Source organism: Mesorhizobium sp. WSM4823 (assembly GCF_055811195.1).
Map to the genome: position 1 here is coordinate 250,898 of NZ_JBVVQL010000008.1, position 21,182 is coordinate 272,079.

General features: G+C 58.5%; 18 protein-coding genes. 9 read left to right on the forward strand and 9 right to left on the reverse strand.

Going from position 1 to position 21,182, the window contains the following annotated elements; translation table 11 throughout:
- Nucleotides 1-25: 25 nt before the first annotated feature.
- A complete protein-coding gene (locus AC0L26_RS21155) occupies nt 26-1,138 on the forward strand; it encodes an acyltransferase family protein (protein WP_473634330.1) in 1,113 nt (370 codons plus the stop codon).
- Nucleotides 1,139-1,526: 388 nt separating this feature from the next.
- Here the strand turns inward: AC0L26_RS21155 and AC0L26_RS21160 are convergent, their stop codons facing one another.
- The 4 genes from AC0L26_RS21160 to AC0L26_RS21175 form a co-directional block, all read right to left on the reverse strand.
- Nucleotides 1,527-2,264 carry a class I SAM-dependent methyltransferase gene (locus AC0L26_RS21160; protein ID WP_473634331.1) on the reverse strand — a complete coding sequence of 246 codons (738 nt, stop codon included), beginning with the start codon at nt 2,262-2,264 and terminating at the stop codon, nt 1,527-1,529.
- 95 nt (nt 2,265-2,359) lie between these two features.
- Entirely contained in the window at nt 2,360-3,010 is a 651-nt protein-coding gene (locus AC0L26_RS21165; RefSeq protein WP_473634332.1) for a class I SAM-dependent methyltransferase, read from the reverse strand.
- A 568-nt stretch (nt 3,011-3,578) separates the two neighbouring features.
- Nucleotides 3,579-8,453 (reverse strand): glycoside hydrolase family 99-like domain-containing protein, encoded by a 4,875-nt coding sequence (locus AC0L26_RS21170; protein WP_473634333.1) that lies wholly within the window; start codon nt 8,451-8,453, stop codon nt 3,579-3,581.
- Entirely contained in the window at nt 8,381-8,827 is a 447-nt protein-coding gene (locus AC0L26_RS21175) for a sugar nucleotide-binding protein (protein ID WP_473634334.1), read from the reverse strand. The genes AC0L26_RS21170 and AC0L26_RS21175 overlap by 73 nt, the downstream gene beginning before the upstream one ends.
- A gap of 376 nt (nt 8,828-9,203) precedes the next feature.
- Between AC0L26_RS21175 and AC0L26_RS21180 the strand changes: the two genes are divergently transcribed.
- Complete coding sequence (locus tag AC0L26_RS21180) at nt 9,204-9,668, forward strand: cupin domain-containing protein (RefSeq protein ID WP_473634335.1); 465 nt, start codon at nt 9,204-9,206, stop codon at nt 9,666-9,668.
- A gap of 71 nt (nt 9,669-9,739) precedes the next feature.
- On the opposite strand, the gene AC0L26_RS21185 is transcribed toward AC0L26_RS21180, so the two are convergent.
- The 4 genes from AC0L26_RS21185 to AC0L26_RS21200 form a co-directional block, all read right to left on the reverse strand.
- Entirely contained in the window at nt 9,740-11,086 is a 1,347-nt protein-coding gene (locus AC0L26_RS21185; protein WP_473634336.1) for an NAD(P)/FAD-dependent oxidoreductase, read from the reverse strand.
- 109 nt (nt 11,087-11,195) lie between these two features.
- On the reverse strand, nt 11,196-11,849 hold the full coding sequence (locus tag AC0L26_RS21190) for a M20/M25/M40 family metallo-hydrolase (protein WP_473634337.1): 654 nt from the start codon (nt 11,847-11,849) through the stop codon (nt 11,196-11,198).
- A 116-nt stretch (nt 11,850-11,965) separates the two neighbouring features.
- Nucleotides 11,966-12,559, reverse strand: a complete 594-nt coding sequence (locus AC0L26_RS21195) for a DJ-1/PfpI family protein (protein ID WP_473634338.1) — start codon at nt 12,557-12,559, stop codon at nt 11,966-11,968.
- Between the two features lie 33 nt (nt 12,560-12,592).
- On the reverse strand, nt 12,593-13,285 hold the full coding sequence (locus tag AC0L26_RS21200) for a GntR family transcriptional regulator (protein WP_473634340.1): 693 nt from the start codon (nt 13,283-13,285) through the stop codon (nt 12,593-12,595).
- 170 nt (nt 13,286-13,455) lie between these two features.
- Between AC0L26_RS21200 and AC0L26_RS21205 the strand changes: the two genes are divergently transcribed.
- From AC0L26_RS21205 to AC0L26_RS21225, 5 genes are all read left to right on the forward strand, one after another.
- The gene (locus tag AC0L26_RS21205; protein WP_473634341.1) at nt 13,456-14,682 is read left to right on the forward strand and encodes an iron-containing alcohol dehydrogenase; all 1,227 of its coding nucleotides are present in this window, start codon (nt 13,456-13,458) and stop codon (nt 14,680-14,682) included.
- A gap of 18 nt (nt 14,683-14,700) precedes the next feature.
- Entirely contained in the window at nt 14,701-16,188 is a 1,488-nt protein-coding gene (locus tag AC0L26_RS21210; protein ID WP_473634342.1) for an NAD-dependent succinate-semialdehyde dehydrogenase, read from the forward strand.
- Between the two features lie 12 nt (nt 16,189-16,200).
- Entirely contained in the window at nt 16,201-17,025 is an 825-nt protein-coding gene (locus AC0L26_RS21215) for an alpha/beta hydrolase (protein ID WP_473634343.1), read from the forward strand.
- Nucleotides 17,026-17,203: 178 nt separating this feature from the next.
- Nucleotides 17,204-17,446, forward strand: a complete 243-nt coding sequence (locus AC0L26_RS21220) for a type II toxin-antitoxin system Phd/YefM family antitoxin (RefSeq protein WP_352936211.1) — start codon at nt 17,204-17,206, stop codon at nt 17,444-17,446.
- Nucleotides 17,446-17,871, forward strand: a complete 426-nt coding sequence (locus AC0L26_RS21225; protein WP_473634344.1) for a type II toxin-antitoxin system VapC family toxin — start codon at nt 17,446-17,448, stop codon at nt 17,869-17,871. The genes AC0L26_RS21220 and AC0L26_RS21225 overlap by 1 nt, the downstream gene beginning before the upstream one ends.
- Nucleotides 17,872-18,089: 218 nt before the next feature.
- Here AC0L26_RS21225 and AC0L26_RS21230 read toward each other — a convergent pair whose 3' ends face one another.
- The gene (locus AC0L26_RS21230) at nt 18,090-18,986 is read right to left on the reverse strand and encodes a LysR family transcriptional regulator (protein WP_473634345.1); all 897 of its coding nucleotides are present in this window, start codon (nt 18,984-18,986) and stop codon (nt 18,090-18,092) included.
- A 268-nt stretch (nt 18,987-19,254) separates the two neighbouring features.
- On the opposite strand from AC0L26_RS21230, the gene AC0L26_RS21235 reads away from it, so the two are divergent.
- Complete coding sequence (locus AC0L26_RS21235; RefSeq protein ID WP_473634346.1) at nt 19,255-19,989, forward strand: SDR family NAD(P)-dependent oxidoreductase; 735 nt, start codon at nt 19,255-19,257, stop codon at nt 19,987-19,989.
- 204 nt (nt 19,990-20,193) lie between these two features.
- Nucleotides 20,194-20,793, forward strand: a complete 600-nt coding sequence (locus AC0L26_RS21240) for an NADPH-dependent F420 reductase (RefSeq protein ID WP_473634347.1) — start codon at nt 20,194-20,196, stop codon at nt 20,791-20,793.
- Nucleotides 20,794-21,182 lie beyond the last annotated feature (389 nt).

Below are 21,182 nucleotides of genomic sequence, written 5' to 3' on the forward strand. Positions count from 1 at the left end.
CCGGCTGCTTGGAGCGCCTTTTACCATGGATGAACGCCGAAAACGGCTCGATTTTTTGGATGATGGGCGCGGTCTCGCTGTTCTCTACGTGGTGATCTTCCACACGGTCTTTGTGCCGCGGCTCTTATTTCCGCGTCCGTTAAAAACTTTCTTAGAATTCGGCGGCTCAGGCGTGATCTTGTTCTTCGTGATCAGCGCATTCTCTCTCTGTTATTCGATGCCCAAGCACTTCGAATATGATCGTCCCATGCTCAGCTATGCTGTGGCGCGGCTTTTTCGTATCGCCCCGCTGTATTACTTCATGCTCCCACTGACGATTTGGAGAGATTACGTCTGGCGCGACATGACATTCGACTGGAGCAAGATATTCGCGACAATTTTCTTCGCGTTCAACTTCAATCCGGAATGGGTAACCGGCATCGTCTGGGCGAGTTGGACAATCGGCGTCGAGATGCCATTCTACCTACTATTTCCGCTTCTTTATTTCCGCCTGGAGACGATCTGGAAGAAGGCCGTTTTGGCCATCATGGCCGCATGGGCCGTATATGCCTTCGATCAGTATGTCATCCCATTGATCGGTGACCCGACGTTGGCTCGGCGCTATAGCCACTCCAATCTGCTGCACCACTTCCCGGTCTTCGTGATCGGGATGATCGCCTTTGACGTCTACCAGTACGTCAAATCCAAGAACATCGATCCCTCCATTGGCTGGCTGATTTCTTGTCTTGGCCTCAGCCTGGTTTGGGTGATGGCGCTCAACAAATACGCCGATACAGCGTTCGAGATGGATCATCTGACGGCGATTGGCTACGCAACGCTCCTGATCGGCCTAGCCATCAGCCCAATCCCGCTATTCTCGAATGCAGTAACGCGGTTTTACGCGACAATCTGCTACTCGATGTATCTGTGGCATCCCTTTGTGATTTATGCGCTCTCACCGATATATCGGGAGATTTATGGGACGCCCACCTCACTTTGGTTGAAGGTCGGCACCTCGATCGCCATCACTATCCCAGTCGTCAGCGCCGTTTCTTGGGTAAGTTTTCGTTGGATCGAGGTACCCGGGCAGAAGGCCGGAAAGGCGTTTCTTAATTGGATGACCGAGCGAAGGCGTACCGTGCGATCACCTGCCGAATGAAATGATCGTCTGATCATCTCGTTGCCTGGATAAAGATGCTGCCGACATCGACATTTCGTGATGAGATGGGAGAGGTTTCGGAATGTTCTGGAAGAAGCCTTCCGGCTCGGGCCATGCCGACCAGTACCGCTCGACATAAGCGGGCGAGATAGCCGCTTCGCCGTAATGACTTTCGGCCAAGATGCCGCCTAAACGGCCGTGCCGATACGCTCTTCAACATCAATCTCGGCTTGCGGCGAGGCCACCGGGCGGTGGAGCATTTGTACTTCGCAGCCTCATGCTAAGGGCGACCTGATCAAAACCCTGACCATCACACATTCTCGCACCATTCCTCATCCAAGTTTTGTTCGTCCGATCTTTCCCATCTGCCGTTCCATGTACCGGCAATTTAACGCAGACTTATATCATCTTTGCGGATGGTGAAAACGCTGTGTCCAGAGTACCCGCGCCATGCGGTATCGGGTACGTTGGCTTGCTGGAGTATGGTCTCTGCGAACCGATCGGTGAGGTCATAGCGGTCAGGGATTTTGAAGATCATCCCTAGCGTCAAATGGAGGTCTTGGATCCCGAATTTCCTGACATGATCGAATTGCCCGAAGCGTCGTTGGCGCTCTTCCTCAGATAGCGGGAATAGCGATTCTTCATAGTGAGCGCCGTAAATCGGGAAGCTAAAGATGTGGACGCCGCGCTGTGTCAGTGAGCGGTGAAGGTGGTAGAGAATCGCCGTTACGTTGCATGGCAAATGCTCCATGACATGACTGTGTATCACGATGTCGAATGTTTCCGATGGGAGATTATGAGCATCCTTCACCAGATCAAAGTAGCTCACGTCCACGTGGGAATAGCGTTTGATGTCTATATCGCGGGCATCATAATTCGCCTTCCCTACGCGACTCCTGAGATACTTCGCTAGACCACCTTCCGGCGCAAGATGCAGGATCCGCATATCTGGTTTCGGAAGTCCAAGGTCGTCCAACAGGAGTTTGATGACACGGGTTCTTTCCAGCGAGCCACATGTACCGCAACGGACCTTCACTCGCTTGTTCATATCGAGAAAGGTTGTCCCTCCGCATACATTGCACTTGAGAGAACCGGAGTTCTGCACAGTCGCGAGGAATGGGTTCATGGGATCCCGAGCCAATCAATTCTCTGCTTCATGGGTCTTTGGTAGTGAACCTATAATTCTCGGGCAATTGGCCCATCAAAAACATAGTGTGGCCGCTATCTTGGTGCCAGGCTTTGGCCGGTTTTCTGTAGCACAAAGCACGGCTGAAGGTAAGTTTCGGAATAGTTCTGGAAGAAGCCTTTCGGTTGAAGCCATGCTGACCAGTTCCGCTCGACATAAGCGGGCGGGATAGCCGCTTCGCCGTAGCGACTTTCGGCCAAGACGCCGCCGCCGTGCAACGGGTAAAACAAAAACTCGCCATGGCCGTATTTGGCCTCTGCCGCGGCTGGATCACCGATCGCCTTGGCGTAGGCAGGGTCCTTCGTCCGCAGATGAGCGCGGGGCCGCGTGGTCAAAAAGGCAACGCCGCGATGTTTAAGAACCCGGGAAAACTCCCGGACCCAAGCATCGGCGGACTTTCGAGGCAAATGCGAGAAAACCGACATTGCATAGATTACATCAAACTTGTCGCTCTCGTAGGGCAGCGGCGGTTCTGGCCTGATAAGCGAATAACTTGCCCCCGGTACATCGCGGCGAGCGTGCTGTAGGAACCGGTCCTCGACGTCGACGCCGTAGAGATTGTCAACCGGCGTGTCGCGCAGAAAAAAGCGCAGAATTCGAGCCCACGAAACGCCGAAATCAAGGACCTTGGTCTCGGAGTGATCGGCCTTCCATTCGCCGTCGCGGTGCGGCGGATGAACTGCCAAAACATGAAAGCGTCTTTCAAAGCCGCTTGTCCGCTTTTTCCCACAGTCCTGACTTGGGTACGCTCATCGGGTAAACCGAACAATGGCGCCATACCGATGCCGGCAACTGCCCCAAACCACTGGTCATCAGAAAGATGGCTGTGCTCGGTCAAGTGTTATCTCACAGCTATCTTGGGGCACATGCTCCAATATGGCCACGCCTACGCCCGCCTAGGCAAGTGTTTGGCACCTCTAGCCCGGCATTTCAACCGAAAAGACACCACTGCGTCCGCCGGCGCGCTTCTACCCGATCTCCTCGACTATACCGAAGCTCCTGCCGGGGCAACTGCGATCCCGTAGCACTTTCAACTTCACTCTTGCTGGCCTGTAATGACATAACAAACAAAAATCCGGCTACAAGCTATGAAACGCGTGACCTTGGATAAAATAGCTTGTTGACAGCGTGAAAGTTCGCCAGTCGATGTCCGCAGACCCGCGTCGGAAAGCGATAAATCCTTTTTTATGATACCTCGGCTAAGGATATCAGGCCGTCAAGCGCATAGCATCGTCAGCTCAAAGATGAGCTTGCTCAAAGCGGGCTTGTCCCGGTTATAGCCCGTCGCAGAGTCTTGCCGCTCGATTCCTCTGTTGCCTGCCTTGCAGCTTGCCGCAATGCATTCATTTCTGGGGATCCGAACGCTGTCTTCACCTTTGCCGCATAGTCAGGATATCTCTTCGTTACTTTGTCGACCCCGGTTTGAACAAGCTGCTCTTTTTCCTTTCCGAAACTAGCTGTTCGCACATGAAATACATATGAGCGTGGTGAAATGACATTGCGCCACCCGGCTCTTAGACCGCGCATGCAAAAGTCATTTTCCTCGCCGTATCCGCGCGGAAAGGCCTCTTCGTCGAAAAGTCCGATTTTGTGTATCAGATCGCGGCGTATATACATGCAAAACCCAGAGCCGGTAGGCACCTCAACCGGCTCGCAGGCCGCGGTTCGCTGCAGGATCGCCCGTGCCCACTCTTCATTTGTAACATCGTCGGGCTTCGGATTGGATCGATTGGACTCCGGGAAGGAAAACGCACCGGCGTTGTCCCCCATGGCCGTTACCGTTCCCATGTCCGGTGCATGATATGCCACACTGCGCAATCCGTCGAGCCAGCCAGGTGTTACAATAGTGTCGCTATTGAGGAGCACGACGTCGTCGTTCCCGGCCCACTGAATACCCCGATTGATCGTTTTCGTGTAGCCTAAGTTCTTGTCGTTCCTCAGAACAGTGATCCTGCCAAAATTCTCATACTCGCCCAATATGGAGGAAATTCCCGGATCGGTACTATGATCATCAATTATCAATACCCTTGCATTCGAAAAATCAGTCCACGATCTTAAAGATTCTATACAACGCTTCGTTTCCTCAGGGGCATTATAGACTGGGACAATAACAGTGACATTGGGCAATGGCAGTGCATCTTTGTTACGTCCTTCTTTGCCAATTGCGGACCAAGATTGGCTGTCTTGGAGAATGCCAGCAAAGACGTCATTTAGCCGCTTTCTAAGGGCATTTTGAGAATACAATTTTGTGGCAAGCGCTCGCCCTTGCTCCCCCATTTGGGAAATGAGGTCGGGGTTTTCACAGACCTCCTTCACGCGTGTGGTCAATTCGTCCAAGTTACGATAGCCAACAAGAAATCCTGTTTCCCCATGATGCACCAGCTCGGGAATGGCCCCCCAATCGTAAGCGATGACAGGACGTCGCGCCGCCATCGCTTCCGCTACCGTGCGACCAAATGATTCTGCGAAATGCGACAGATTAAGAATAACATCTGCCTCGGCCATCGCTTCGCGGGGCGTAGCACGATAGCCTGGGAATGAAATATTTCGAGGAACTTTCCCCTTTCGCTGATTGTCGCTCAAAGTGACGATGTCTGAGTTCTCCGGTCCGATAATCAAGAATCTGGCGTTGGGTGCAACGGTTTCGCAGCGTCCTGCGAGTTCGACAAGATCGTAGAGGCCCTTCTTACGAAGATTGCTGCTCACCATCGCAAAGCGGATTTCCGCCTTATCTACTGTATTCGGCAGGTCTAATTCATCGACGTCTACGGCGTTGGGCACGACACTCAGAGATTTCGCCTTGTCGAAACACTTTCCAGTAGCCTCCGAATTTGCAATAACATGGTCTGTTCTTGCGAGAACCTGCGACACGATCTCATCGGGATGAAGCCCGATCTGACTAGCCATCGTCGGGTCTTGATTGATAATTTCACGTGCATGAACGATAGTTTTGATACCGCACCGGCGCGCCGCAACAAGCGGCTCACGAAGCATTATCGTATTGGCGTAAAGCAAACTTACACCGTGTCGACGAAGTATTTTGACAAATTCCTCTATAACCGCTTCGTCTTCTGGTAATGGGCTCCACTGCTGATATGGAAGAGCATATATTCCAACCGAACGCTGCTCAATGGCGTTTATATACTCAGCATTGTTGTTGCGCGGAACACAGCAAATAACATTGACATCAATTGTGAGCATAGCATCAAGGACATTTAAGAAGCTTCGCTCTCCTCCAAATACGTGTTCGCCGCTAGAGTGCGTGCACAACAGTACGACGGGTTTTTCTTCCGCAAAATGCAGTTGTCCGTGACGGTATCCGGAGATCCATGCCGAACCTCTCCTCGAGGTTGGTACATAGGCAGCGCCTGCAAGAGCCAAACGCGTAGCTTCAAGGTATGCATACCCGTACCGGGCGTCGGGCTCCAAATGCGCGCCCTCACCCCACTCGTTCCAAGCGTTCACAAAGACCAACCGCTCTTCAGGGTTCTGAAGGCGGGCGGATGTCTCTTCTATCGCATTCGTGAGCCACTCATGGTAGCCGACCGGTGAACTGTTAAGCAAAATACGGCTAAGGTGCTTTCTACGTGCAGTGTTGTCCCAGCTAGGGCAAACTGCGCGGAATAGTTTGTACCCCGGCGTGCTATAGTCTCGGCTTCTTTCTACCAGGGCGCGCCAGTCGAACACGCTGCACGAAAAATCGTTTCGCAATGCCTTCACGTTTGCCCGGAGATTCGGTAACTCGGAACTCTTGGCCTCCATGTTTGGAGGGAACTCAACGGCTGCATCAAAATCATACATCGCGGGGTCTACTCGCTCAAATGATTGAGTGTATGCGAGATAGATTTCCCCTACGCCATTGTTCCGGCACCATTCCCGCCAGCGCTGAGCAGTCTCTTTGGCCGAAGGGAGAATGTTTGGGCGATAAACAAGTAACAAGGGCTTTCCGTCGATACGGATATACCGAGGGTCACGCAGATATTTGGAAACATGCGCTATAAATGCTATATCGTCTTCTGGCGAATGCTTCTGCGCTAGCAGAATTTCGCTCTCCCTACCATCCCATGTCCTGGTCCAGTTTTCGTTAGCCCAGCACAAGCAGAACGGCAAATCAAGCCCGCTGTCGTTAAGATAATTCTCGACAGGTTTCTCTAGTGGCCGCTGTCCGTTGAACCAATAGAAGTAAAAGCAAAATCCCCCCAAACCGTAAAGTTTTGCCAGTTCGACTTGACGGCGCTGCACTTCGGGGTCGAGCAGGTTGTAGTACTCAAGTTCATCTGGCACATGAGGCTGGTAGTGCCCGTCAAACTGGGGTTGACCAGATCGAACATTTGTCCATTCCGTAAACCCCTGTCCCCAAAAAGCATCATTTTCGGGAACGGGATGGAACTGAGGCAAGTAGAAAGCGACCACCTTCGCAGGCTTGTCCTTCGGAGGTAGTGCGTTAAGACGTGGAATATAATCCACTTTTTGCGACACTGAGCTTGCTTTTGCTGCTTGCTTGGGCGGATTAGCAACTTCCTCCCTGTCCGAGGCATGAAAATCTTGCCACGCGCGATACGCGGTTGTTTCTTTGAAAAGGAAAGGCAACGTCTTAAAGATCGTGCTTTTGAGCTTCTCCTTTGTACCAATCGACATCGGCAGGCCATGCCAAGCGATATAGGCTCGGCGTGATAGAGATAAGCGTCCCGCAGAAGGCAATCGCGCGAAAGCTTGCATGCCGTATTTCACAGCACGAACTGGTGCGGCGATACGCCAAGACGTACTGCCATAAACCGCATTTAGCGTATCGCGCAGGCGCTTTTCTTCAAGGCGGGCGCGAGCGCGTTCCTTGCCGGCCCGCTCCTCGGCTAGCTGACGCGCTTCGCGCTCGATTTTAAACTGCGCCTGAAGCGCTTGAGCTTCCGCCGTTTTCGACTCGATCTCAGCTTGGCTTTGCTCGTACTTGCGCGCAAGGTGCTCGATCTCGACCGCATGCTCATCGCGCAAATGACCCAGTTCGGCCCGCTCTTGCGCAAACCGCGCCTCGTGCTCGGACCATTCTGCGGTTTTTTGCCGGGCTTCGGACGTCAGCTTCTCAATCTCGACGGCGCGTTCCTCGGCCAGTCGTGCGTTTTCGCTCGCAAGCCGCTGCAGATCGACCTGCGTCTGCGTGGATCTTTGTTGTCGTGCCTGCAACTCGGAGAAGAATGCCTCACCGAAGATCGGCGAGACCGCGTCAAATTCGGTCTTGACCCTGTCGAGCATGGCCAGCGCTCCGACGTCCTGTTCGTCCTCGCGAAGGTCCGTAAAGGCGGCATATGCATCCTTGACCCAGCCGGCGATGCGTTCATCGGCGAGCAGTTGGGCGTCGCCCGCTGCGTGATGTTGATGCTTGTGTGAGAGATAAGCGTCGACCTCGATCGCCGCCTCGTCCATCGGCCGCGGCCAGTTGATGCTCAGCGCTGCCGTCATCTTCTCAATTTCCGACCGCCAGTCCCTCATGAGGATCTCGTAGGCTAGGAAAACGCGCGGTTTGCCACGCGTGGCGCGTTCGGCCTCGATCTCGTGGCGCAGCCAAAGAAGTTCTCCAAAGCCCAGCGTCGAGCCGTCGCGCTTGCTGAGCGAGGCAATGACGGAGAGCGGGTTGCGCACCGTCAGCACATAGCGCACGTCGATCCCCATCGACTTCAGGATGTCTGCATAGAAGGGCACGAAGCGTGAGATGCGCGGTTCCTTCAGCACGAAGAGTGGCGCGTCGCCGTATTCTTCCTCTAGGAGCCGTGCAATCTCGGCCCGGTAGAATCGGGCGCGGGGTTTGGCGAGATTGGCCATATCGAAGGCACGCCAGTCATCCCAACGGCTGCCGGCCTCCGCAAGCATCCGATCGTCGAGCGAGTTCAATGCGGCCGGTTCCCAGTAGCCAGCCGCATTGTTGCTGTCGCTTGAAATAAGCTTTTTCGGCAGCTCCGCGCCGAGCAGGCTTATTGTCCTGGTCAGCGCGCTGGTGCCCGAGCGGTGCATGCCGAGCACCATGATGCAGGTGCGCTTGGCGGCCTGCTGTCTGGCCCTGGCCTTCACCGCCTTGCCAGCGGCTTCCGGCGTGGCGGCAGCCTGTTTGAGATTCTTGATGGGCTTTTGCTCGTCCATGTGTCCGACCTATCCTGCTTCTTCGCCAATAAGGCGTGGCACCACGTCGTCTGTCGATTCCGCCAGTCTGGCACCGTCCATCCGAATGTGGCTGCGAATTTCGCTGTCGACAGGCGCGAATTGCGGGGGCGTTCAGCCTTGGTCGGATAATCCGCTGTCGCGATATCGCGTACCCGCGCGGTGGGTTCGCCCTGGATGGCGCTTGTGTCCAGGATATGGCGAGCAAAGCCGCTCCAGCTGGTCTCGCCGGCTCCTGCTAAATGATAGACGCCGAAGGCGCCAAAGTTCTTGTTGCCACACATTGTCGCCGCGACTTGCAGGATTGCGTCGGCAATATCAAGGCCAGAAGTGGGATTTCTCCACTGGTCGGCCACCGCCGCGATCTCTCGCGCTTCACTGCATCCTCAGTACCGTCTTGACGACTTTCTTGCCAGACGGGCCGTGCGATGCGCAGGATGAGGTGGCGCAGATTGGCCATTGCGGTCGCACGCTCGCCGGCGGAGAGATTGTGGAGCGTCACCAAGTAGATTGGCGATGAGCTTGAAGCGTTGTGCCTGTTTCGGACGTCCAATAGCGCAGGTCCCGCGCAATCCTGGCGAGCATCGATCCCCCACGGCGCGACAGGTCGTCGGCGGACAGCATGATGAGCTCGTCAACGAAACGCCAATAATCACCTACACACTATCCCGAAACTCGCTGAATGGAGGTCCCGCTACCCTTCACCCGCACGATTTGTGGGAAGGAAACGCAATGAGTGACATCGACAGCAAAGAGCTCGTTCTTGCAGGCGTCGTCATGAAATGTCTGCTGTCCGGAGAACACACTGCAGGGCAGTTCTGCCTCTTTGAAAACAGAAGCGACGGAAGGACGAGGACGCCGATCCATGTCCACGCCAGGGACGACGAGACGGTTTACATCATCGAAGGCGAGTTGACCGCGGTGATCGATGGCCGGCCTCAACGCCTGACTGCAGGGGAGAGCATCTTCCTGCCGCGCCGCATTCCGCACCAGCTTATGAATATGAGCGGCAATCCTGTCAGATACATATTGATCGGAACCCCCGCTCTGTTTGACCGGTTTCTTGCGGAAGCCGGCCACGAACTTCAACCGGACGAAGTCGTGGCTCCGCCGACGCCTGAGGAGATCGAACGTCTGCGCGAAGCTTCGCCGAGGTTCGGAATAACTTTGCTCTCGGATTGGCCGCCGCCCAGGTGACGCGGTCGTCCTGGCATCAAGAATTCCACTGATGCAAAGCAAGACATCCGCCCGGCGTCGATCGAGCCGGACTACAAAGCGGGGCCTAGTCGGATCGGGCTGCCGTCGCTGAACCGCGACAGGCGAAACCTGTTGAGATCGTGTCCGATCTTGTTTCCCTGGATGAGGTCCGACACGACGCGGCCCATGCCCGGTCCGATGCCAAAGCCGTGGCCGCTCATCCCGGCCGCAACGACGAGGCCTGGAATCTCGGCGACGCGATCGACGATAGGCACCACATCCGGCATCGCATCGATCATGCCCGCCCAGCTCGCCTTCAGCCGCACTTCCTTGAACTGAGGGAAAAGCTCTCTGAACCCGCGCTCGATCGAGCGGAGCCTGGAGGGCTCGGGTGCGGGATTCAGGATGCGCATCCGCTCGAACGGGCTTTCCTGGGTTGCGTCCCACTTGCGCGGCGTCGACCAGCCGTCCGGATATCCCTTAGGCGCCGCCGGGAGGTATCGCGTGCCCAAGGGATTTGCCCTCAAGGCGGGAAAGTACTTGACCGCGTGCCGGAATGCGTCCGGGCCGATATAAAGCTGGCTGGCGCCGCCCGACGCGAGCGTATAGCCGCCATCCTGCCGCCGCCGGAAGGCGATGTGTTCGTCGGCGGCCGCCCCAGCATGGATCTCGGGCATCGGCTCGGTCGCGGCGACGGTCGACCTGACGCTGAGCTGCGGGATCGAGATGCCATGCGCGCGCAGGAAGAGCGATGTCCACGCGCCGCTGGCGACCAGAACGTTAGAGGTGGCAATGCGGCCCCTCTCGGTCCAGACGCCGCTGATCCGGCCGCCGGCGCGGTCGAGCATGCGCGCCGAGCAATTCTCGATGATCGTGACACCTTCCCTGCCGGCGAGGCGAGCGATCGCCGGCACGGCAACCCAAGGCTCGGCCCGCATGTCCGACGGAGTCGTCATCGCGCCCTTGTAGCGCTGCGACATGGCGGGGATCAGGTCCGCGAGTTCCTTCGGTTCGAGGAGGCGTGTGTCGACATTATGTGCGCCGGCGATCTGCACGAACTCGGCAAAAGCGGCCATCTCCGTGTCGGTGCGCGCAAGGTATGTGATACCGGTCTGCCTCAGGCCGATATCCTCGCCGCACTCTTCGGCAAGTTGCCGCCAAAGGCGGCGCGCTTCGATCATGATCGGCAGTTCGTCAGCGTCGCGGCCCTGCTGCCGGATCCAACCCCAGTTGCGCGATGACTGCTCGGCCGCGATGCGGCCCTTCTCGACAAGCGTAACCGAGATGTTCCGTCGCGCCAGAAACAGTGCCGTCATCACGCCGATGATGCCTCCGCCGACGATCACGACGTCGGACCTCTTCGGCAGCAGCGCCTGAAACTGCACCGGGGTGGCTTCGCTGAACGGGAAGGTTGTCAATGGCAGCCTGTCTTTCTCTTGGTCACATCGACACCTTGGTCACATCGACACCTTATCCGCACACGTCTGCCGGCGGCATCGGTCGGCAGGACATCGCGGATGATCGCATTCAGCTGTTATCCAGACAGGCCGCCAGCGTCTCCGAGAAGATGCGGATACCCACCGGAATCAGCTCATCGCGAAAGTCATATTCGGGAGTATGCACCCGTGGCCAGTCGGGGCCTGACCCGAGAAAGAGCATCGCGGCCTTTGCGCCGCTCAGCCCGAACTGCCCGAAATCCTCCGAACCGACCGACGGTAACTTCTGGTCGTGCCGCCCAATACCTGCTCGCTCCAATCCGTTGGCGAGGATAGCCGTCGCCTCGGGGTCGTTGATGGAAGCGGCGAAGACGTCGTCATATTCGTACGCGCAGAGGAGTCCGTGACGCTTCGCAGCAGTGCGGATCAGCCCTTCGACCTGCGCGACGAGGTTTTCCATATCGTCGTCGTACACGGTCCGGAGCGTCGCCATGATCTTCGCTTCGCCCGGAGCAACGCCGAAGGATTCCGCGCCCATCGAAGCATGCGTAACGGTGACCATCGAGAATCCCGGACCTAGAGGCTTGCCGCTGCCGCAGGCCTGTAGTGCCGGCATCAGTTCAGAGATAGCCATCATCGGCGAACGGCCATCGGCTGGGCGCGAGGCATGCGCAGTGCTGCCGGACGCATTGACGAAGGAAAGGTCAAAACTGGCTGAGGCACGCTGACACACACCCAGTGCCATCGGGACCTGCCGCGGCCTGATCCCGAGCATTTGTCACTGGTCGAAGCGCTCAGGCCGGAGACATCCAGTTCAAGTCACCGACGCATTCCGTCCGGAATGCGTCGGAACATCGCTCCCTACGCGTGACGGATTTCCGTTCCCAGCACCTTCAGGCATTCGCGGATGAACGCCGCAAGCGCCGTCCAGCCTTTTGCCGAAACCATCGTCCCGTCCACATAGGCGTCGGTGGGAGACAGATCGATGTAAGTGCCGCCAGCCAGCGTGACCTCTGGTTCGCAAGCCGCGAGCGCTGCCACCTTCTTGCCACGGACGACGCCGTCGACCGCTATCAGAATCTGCACGCCGTGGCAGATCGTAAAGATCGGTTTTTTGGCCTCGTGAAAATGACGCACAATCGCCTGCACGCGCTTGTCGGTGCGGATATATTCCGGGCCACGACCGCCAGCGCAGTAAACGGCATGATACTGGTCGAGCTGTTTCTCAGCGTCGGAGAACGTCTTGTTGATCAGCGCATAGTGGCCGAGCTTTTCGGTGTAGGTCTGGTCGCCTTCAAAATCGTGCAACGACGTCTTGATCAGGTCTCCGGCATTCTTGTCAGGACAGACAACGTGGACGATATGGCCGACGGCCTCCATCGCCTGCTGATAGACGAAGATCTCATATTCCTCGGTGAACTCACCGGTCAACATCAGGATTTTCTTGCCTGGCATGGTCGTTCCTTTTCATCTGGCAATGGAGCAGTTTCAGTCGAACGCCTGCAACAAACGGTCGCGGGAATGCTCGATATGGCGGCACATCGCCTGTTCGGCGGCAACAGGATCGGAGGCAGCGAAGGCGGCCAGAATGGCCTCATGCTCATCAAGCGCTTCCTCGGTGACGCGCGAATGGAACATCAGGCGGAAGAGGTGGAAGTGCGTATGCTGGAATGCGAGAGTCTCGCGCACGAGATCATTGTTTGCAAATTCCATGATCCTGTCGTGGAAAATGGCGTCCTGCCGCGCAAAGTTGGAGTAACGCAGGCGTTCATCCTTGCCTTCGCGGCGCGCCATCCCGCCTGCGGACTCCTTAAGCACCGCAAGTTTCGTCTCATCCATCAATGCGGCTGCCTTGGCCGCCCCATGCGGTTCGAGCAGCAGGCGAAGCTCATAGAGTTCGTCAAACCGGCGCTTGGTTATCTGCGGCGCGGCGCGGTAGCCGATCAAATGTGTCTTCAGCACAAGGCCTTCGCCTTCGAGCCGACCAAGCGCTTCACGGATTGGCGTGTGGGATACATCGAGCTCCTTGACCAGACTGTCGACGGTGATCCGTGAGCCAGGCGCGATTTTCAGCGACATAAGTTGCGCGAAGATCGCTTCGTACACATCCTCCACCAGGCTGTTGGATCGCTGGATACGTCCGCTGGCCGGTTCGACTCCTCGGGCATTGCTTAAGTTCATGAGCTGCGTCTTTGCCTCTTGACAGGATCATTGGCTAACACGATGCTCCGCCCAATACAATCCTATATCCTATACGATTTAATAGAGGATATCTCTTGGCCGAACGCCACGAGCTTTCACTTGGCCCTCCGACATCCTTGCCACTCCGACCTCATTGAGGAACGCAGAACATGAGCCTTTTCGCCGCCATAAGGCTGCCGCGTGAAATCCTCTTCGGGAAGGGACAGCGCCACGTCATTGCGACCGTCGCGGCCAGGCTCGGGCGTCGTGCGCTCGTCTGTACCGACGAACGTTTTGCCGCAACCCGTCCTTTCGCGGAGATCGTCGCGGCGCTGCGAGCCGCTTCGGTCGATGTGTTTGTCCATGACCGCGTGCTGCCCGACGTTCCTCGAGACACAGTTGCCGTTTGCGTCGAGGAGGCGCGGGATTTTGCGCCCGACATGGTGATCGGCATCGGAGGCGGCAGTTGTCTCGACATGGCCAAATGCGCCGCGCTGCTCTTCAGTCACGGCGGCCTGCTCCAGGACTACTACGGCGAGTTCAAGGTGCCCGGTCCGACGCTGCCGCTGATCGCGGTGCCGACAACAGCCGGCACCGGCTCGGAAGTGACCCCAGTTGCAGTGATCTCCGATCCGGATCGCACCTTGAAGGTCGGCATCTCCAGCCCGTATCTGATCGCGGCGGCCGCCATCTGCGACCCGGAACTGACGATGACATGCCCACCGGGATTGACGGCGATCGCAGGCGCAGACGCGCTGACCCACGCGATCGAGGCTTTCACCGCCGTCAGGCGTGGCACCGATCCCTTCCTTCCGCAGAGCCATGTCTTTATCGGCAAAACCGCTTTGACCGATCATTTCGCGCTGCTGGCAATCAAGCTGCTTGGTCGAAGCCTTGAAAAGGCATACCGCCAGCCCTCTGACGAGGACGCCCGGGCCGATGTGATGATGGGCGCGCTTGCAGCTGGCTGTGCGTTCGGGACGGCCGGCACAGCGGCGGCGCACGCCGTACAATATCCGGTTGGCGCGATAACCCACACCGCCCACGGATTGGGTGTCGCCACCATGTTGCCGTACGTCATGAAGTACAACCGGGCCGCCGCGGCCGCCGAGATGAACGAGATCGGCCTTGCCCTTGGTCTCGACGGGGGGGACCGGAGTACCGATGAGATGGCTGACGCGACGATCAACGAGATCGGCCGGCTGTTTGGAGCGATCGGCATCACGCCTTCGCTGGCCAAGCTCGGGCTTCCCGGCGACAAGCTCGATTGGACGGCCGAACAGGCGCTCGGCATTGACCGTCTCATCAAGAACAATCCGCGTCCATTCGATCTGGCAGCCATGCGGGGCCTGATCCAGGCTGCCTATGATGGCAACCTCGCCACCTACGTCATGTGAGCAATCGAGGAGCAGGCCATGAACATATCTCATCCGGTCCTGGAGGACGATCAGGACACTGCCGACTTCCACAGATTCTCCCACGGCTTGTATATCGGCGGCCAGTGGAGGCAATCCGCGGACGGCCGGGAAATCCAGGTATTGGACCCTTCCACAGAGGCGGTGATCGCCGCCGTTCCTGACGCGACGATCGAAGATGCCGCGGCGGCCGTGGAGGCTGCGGCCAAGGCCGCCGATGGCTGGCGCACAACGCCGCCCCGCAAGCGTTCCGAAATCCTCAGACGCTGCTTCGAGCTGATGACGCAACGTTCCGAGACGCTGGCAACCCTGATCTCGCTGGAAAACGGCAAGGCACTCCGGGACGCGCGTGGCGAGATCGCCTATGCCGCGGAGTTCTTTCGCTGGAATGCCGAGGAAGCCGTTCGCATCACCGGTGAATACGGGATTGCGCCTTCCGGCACGAACCGGATCGTAGTCGACTACGAGCCCATCGGCATATGCGTCCTTGTCACACCCTGGAATTTCCCTGCCGCCATGGCGACGCGCAAGATCGCGCCCGCCCTGGCTGCCGGGTGCACGGTAATCTTAAAGCCGGCCAGCGAGACCCCGCTCACGGCCTACGCGCTTGCCGCGCTCTACCAGGAAGCCGGCGTTCCGCCAGGTGTGGTGAATGTTCTGACAACCTCCAATCCCGGCCCTTTGACGGCCGCGATGCTGGCCGATCCCAGGGTGCGGAAGCTCTCCTTTACCGGCTCGACAGGTATCGGGCGCGTTCTGTTGGCCGAGGCTGCAAAGCATGTGGTTTCGTGCTCGATGGAACTTGGCGGCAACGCGCCCTTCCTTGTGTTCGATGACGCGGACCTCGACGCGGCGGTCGATGGGGCGATAGTGGCGAAGATGCGCAACGCCGGCGAGGCCTGCACGGCTGCAAACCGCATCTATGTCCAGTCCGGCGTTTACGATGCTTTTAGCGAAAGCCTCGCCAGGCGGATGTCGTCACTCAAGGTCGGCGCTGGTACGGACGCGGCCACGGAGTGCGGGCCGATGATCACCAGGAAGGCCGTCGACAAGATCGACCGTCTGGTCAACGATGCTGTCGCCCGTGGCGCGCGGGTGCTGTGCGGGGGCAAGGCAGGCTCGGGAACGGGATATTACTATCCACCGACCGTGCTCTGCGACGTCCCGGCCGAGGCCGAGATGGCGCACGAGGAAATTTTTGGGCCGGTGGCGCCGATCTCGATATTCGAAACGGAAGCCGACGCCATCGCGCGCGCCAACGACACCGAATATGGTCTCGCCGCCTACATCTACACGCGCGATCTTGCGCGTGGAATGCGGGTGGCGTCGAAGATCGAAGCCGGGATGATCGGGCTTAACCGGGGTCTAATGTCCGATCCCGCTGCGCCGTTTGGCGGGGTAAAGCAAAGTGGGCTTGGGCGTGAAGGCGGACAACATCACGGCATCGCGGAGTTCATGGAAGCGAAATATATCGCTGTAAGCATTTGAGCGGGGGGAAGAGTGCAAAGCGATCCGTTCCGCATCCGCGACCATGTCGCCGATTTCGATCAAATCGTCCAGGACATCGTTCGCCGCAGCGAGTCCGTCCGCGCAACCATTCCAACGGCTGCGGACGTGGCCTATGGACCGGATCAGGCCGAAACCGTGGACCTGTTCTTTCCCTCGGGGAAAAGAAGCGGCCTGCCGGTGCATATGTTCATCCACGGCGGCTATTGGAGAATGTTCTCCAAGCGCGACTATTCATACGTCGCGACGACGATTACCCAGGCCGGTGCTATTGCCGTCATCGTCGACTATGCGCTGATGCCCAAGGTCAGGATGGCTACGATCGTCGAGCAGGTGCGCCGCGCCAAGCAGTGGGTTCTGGACAATATCCATGACTGGGGCGGAGATCCCGCAAACCTGACTGTTAGTGGTCATTCGGCCGGAGCACATCTTTCAACGTTTCTGTTCAACGGCGAGCATACCCGCTCGAATGTACGGGCAGCTCTTCTGCTCGGCGGGCTCTACGATCTGAAACCGCTCCAGACCTCCTTTCTCGCCAACGAGATTGGAATCACCGATGAGGAAGTCGCCCTGTTTACACCGCTTGCGCATCGGCATGATCCTCAAACCAAGGCGACGGTTCTGGTTGGCGCCAATGAGACGCCGCCTTTCCATCAGCAAGCAGGTAGATTCAAAGAGAACCTGCTGCAGCAGGGTTCGCCGGTAACGTCGCTTGTTCTCACGAACCGCAACCACATGGACAGTGTCAGAGATCTCGGCGTGCCCGACAGCCAGACGGGTGATTGCCTGACGAAACTGATTGCAAACGACCGCCGCTAACCGTCCCGACGTCGGATATGAGAGCGTCTCGGGTTCAAGACGATGCAACGGCGTTGCTCGCCCAGGCCGTCAGCGATTCCACCCGCGAGGCCTTGGCGGTCGCGGCGCCATCTCTCCTCGCGCTGGAATTCCTAAGCTGAACAGGGTATATGACCATCTACATGGTCAGGAGAATGGTATGGATGTAATCAGTCTGGCAGATGCCAAGGCCCATCTGAGCGAGTTGGTCGACCGGGTCGAGGCAGGCGATTCAATCGACATCACTCGGCGCGGCAAGCCGGTTGCACGGCTCACCGCCGTGGCCAAGCCTCGCAAACAAATCGATGCTGCCCTGCTCCGGTCTCTGACGGCGATTATGCCGCCGCAGACTGAAAGCGCTGCTGATCTGGTGCGAGCGATGCGGGACGGCGACCGCTACTGATGCTTTATCTCGACACGTCGCTGATCGTCGCGGCGCTCTCCAATGAGGCGATGACGCCGCGGGTTCAGGCCTGGCTGGCGGAGCAGGACGCGGCGCAGCTTCTGATCAGCGACTGGACCATCACGGAAATGTCTTCTGCCATGGCGATCAAGCTGCGGACCAGCCAGATCAGTCTGGAGCAGCGCGCTGGGGCGCTCGCCATGTTCAATAGGCTGGTCGCCGAGAGCTTCACCCTGCTCGCCGTGACCGGTGGGCAATTCCGGACTGCGGCGAAGTTTGCCGATCAGCATATGCTTGGGCTTCGGGCCGGCGATGCGCTGCATCTCGCCATTGCATCGGAGCATGGCGCCACGGTGCACACGCTCGACCAGCGGCTCGGCGAGGCCGGTCCAGCGCTCGGCGTGCCAACGCAGTTGCTGACGTGAAGCGGCCCTTCCCACTCTGCCCTTGTCCGAGGCATCCATGTTCGGCGACTGGACCGATGAAGCAGAATGAAGCGATCGCTGACGAGCCGTACCGGCAGTTCCGAAAAAAGACCGTCACGAGGCTGTCTACGACCAGAGCCCGTTGCGAGATTTAGATCGGGCTGCGTGGTTGCTGCAGCGGTACGCTCGAGACAGCGCCGCCGGCGACCTGCCGGGCGTCAGTCGCGCGATATGGACAGCCCCGCGAGAAGCGGCGCGTACGCGGCGAGCCTGCGGGATACGAACTCGGTGAAGAGCCGCACGCGCTTCGTCTTGCGTGTCTCTCCCTGCGTGAGAAGCCAGAGCGTTCCGTACAGGTGCAGGTCGGTGCCCGGCACCCTCACCAGTAGGGGGTCGGCATCTCCGACGAAGCACGGCAGTGTCGTGATCCCGAGCCCTTGCCGTACAGCAACGATCTGCGCCTCGCCGTCGGTGGTCCTGAATGGAACCCCCGTGGTGCGAACCTCACCCTCGCTGGCCCAATCCGGAATTCCATGAATGCTTATGACGATCCATCGGATGGGATCAGGCGCGCCCGCGCGCCATGCGGCTAGTCGATCGCCGGACATGTAGACGCCGCCGAACACCTCCGGTCCCTTCAGGCCATGAAGATTGAGCGGCAGGGTTTTGCGGTCGTAGACGACGCGGATCGCCACGTCGGCCTCTCGGTTGGTCAGATTTGCCAGCTCGCCGGATGACAGGATCTCCATCTCGATGTCCGGATGCAGAAGCGCGAAATCGGCGAAGCCCGGCATGAGCAGGTGTGTCGCGAGGGGCGGAGCCAACGTCACCCGCAGAAGCCCGCGCACACTCTGGTCGCGCCCGAAGACGCGCGTCTCCAGCTGGTGCGACGACGCTTCCATCTGATTCGCGAGCTCGAGGACCTCCTCGCCCGCAGCCGTCAGGCGGTAGCCCGAAGGCAGCTTTTCAAACATCTGCGCCCCGAGGCGTTCCTCGAGCTGAGCGATGCGTCGCAGCACGGTCGAGTGATACACCCCGAGGCCCTCGGCGGCGGCCCGCACCGAGCCTCCGCGCGCGACGGCAAGAAAGTAGCGAACGTCGTCCCAGTCGATCATGGTGCAATCCCGCACCGCGTGGCGCGCCTTCCAAAGCCGTATCTAACGCATCGTACAGCAGTACGGGCGGTCAATCATAGCTTATGTCGACAAGCACGGCCCAATTCCGAACGACGGACACCGATTGTCTCGGCTGACGGCGACTGTCTAGCCGGATCGATTTTGCACCACCGATGTGCGCGCTTCCGCACTCAACGGCTGACTCCGGCGGGCCTATTTCGAGGGTCTCGGGGCAGATGCTGTCCGGACAACACGAAAAGGAGAAGTCATGGGAAAGCTTGAGGGTAAGGTTGCCGTCATCACGGGTGGTTCGAGCGGCATGGCGCTGGCGAGCGCCAAGCGGTTCGTTGAAGAAGGCGCCTATGTTTTCATCACGGGCCGGAGACAGGAGACGCTGGACGGGGCCGTCAAGCTGATCGGCCGGAACGTGACCGGCGTGCGCGGCGACGCGGCCAATCTCGACGACATCGACCGCCTGTTCGATACAGTCAGCCAAGAAAAGGGCAAGATCGACGTCTTGTACGCGAGCGCCGGCACGGGCGAAGCCGTTCCGCTTGGCGAGATTACCGAGCAGCATTTCGATGCGACCTTCGGCCTGAATACGCGCGGCACGCTGTTTACGGTTCAGAAGGCGTTGCCGCTGTTCAACGATGGCGGATCGATCTTCATGACCGGGTCAGTTGCTTCGATCAAAGGTTTTCCTGGTTACAGCGTGTATGCGGCGAGCAAGGCGGCGCTGCACGCATTCGCACGCGGGTGGCTCAACGAACTCAAGGGCAGGAATATCCGGGTGAACGTGCTGCACCCAGGGCCGATCGCCACACCGATGCAGGACCAAGTTCTCACCGAGGAAGCGAAGCAAATGTTCGAATCCCTGATTCCGCGGGGAAAGATGGGGCGTCCTGAGGAAATTGCGGCGGCCGCGCTGTTTCTTGCTTCAGACGATTCGAGCTTCGTGAATGGGCTGGAGTTGTCTGTCGACGGCGGCTTCTCGGCCATCTGAAATCGCGCCGGATCGCGGGGAGTGGCTGATCGGCTGGAACTAGCGTGTCCATGGTGGAACGACTTCCGCACCGAACGATCAGTCCGGCCGCGCCGAAGTCGTTCACGGCGAGACGTCCACGCGGAGGTCGCCATGCAGCGAAACGGATAGCCCAGCGCCGTTGAGGACCGGGGAATCGATATCAACACGAATCGGAGAAGTATTATGAGCTATGCGATTGTAGGATTCGGTAAGGTAGGCCAGGCTCTCGCCCACGCCTTCGCCCGTAAAAACATCAAGGTGGCCGTCGCGAGCCGTCGGCCGCCCGAGGCGTTGGCCCCGCAGGCTCGCGCGATCGGACCCACTGTCGTCGCCCAGTCGCTGCGGCAAGCACTCGAGGCCGACACAATCATCTTGGCGGTCCCGTTCGGGGAGCACCGCGAGGTTGCGAAGGCCCTGCCGAGTTGGGAAGGCAAGACAGTTATCGACGCGACGAACATGTTTCCAGGCGCTGAAGAGCTGGACGGCCTTCCGTCCTCCGCCGTCATCGCGAAGGCGTTCACTGGCGCCAAGCTCGTGAAAGGTTTCAATCACCTGATTGCCGCCACCCTGGCTACCGATCCGATCGTCGAGGGCGGCCACCGGGTCGTCTTTCTGTCGAGCGACGACGACGACGCGATCGCTCCCGTGGCGGCCTTGGCCAAACGACTCGGGTTCGCACCCGTCAAGCTGGGAAAGCTCAACGAGGGTGGCGCGCTGGTGCACGCACGCGGCCGCACTTGGGGCCAGCTCATCTTCCAGGATTTGTTCAAGAAGGAGCAGTAATCGATCTACGACCGTATGATCGACGCCGAGAACTGGTCGCGCGCTAACTTCTTCGAGCAGCGCGCGACCGAACATTCGAATGCCACAAGTCGCGAAGGTTGGGGTAGCCTGACGGCGTTGGACGCCGTTCGAAGAGCGGGAAGACGCGCGACAGAGCGGCAGATCTGCGGGTCGCCTAGAATCTTTCGACTGCTATCATAACCGACCGCCCGTCAAGAGATTGATGGGCAGCACGAGTAGCCTGCCCTTTGAAGTGATTAATGAGCTTTTGGACGACATTGTCGAACGTCGTGTAGCGGACGATCAGCTTGACTGCACCATCAAGAAGAGCGTCATCCTTAGACCCTCGTGGTAATACAGATTGAAAATTGCGCCCTCATGTTTCAAAA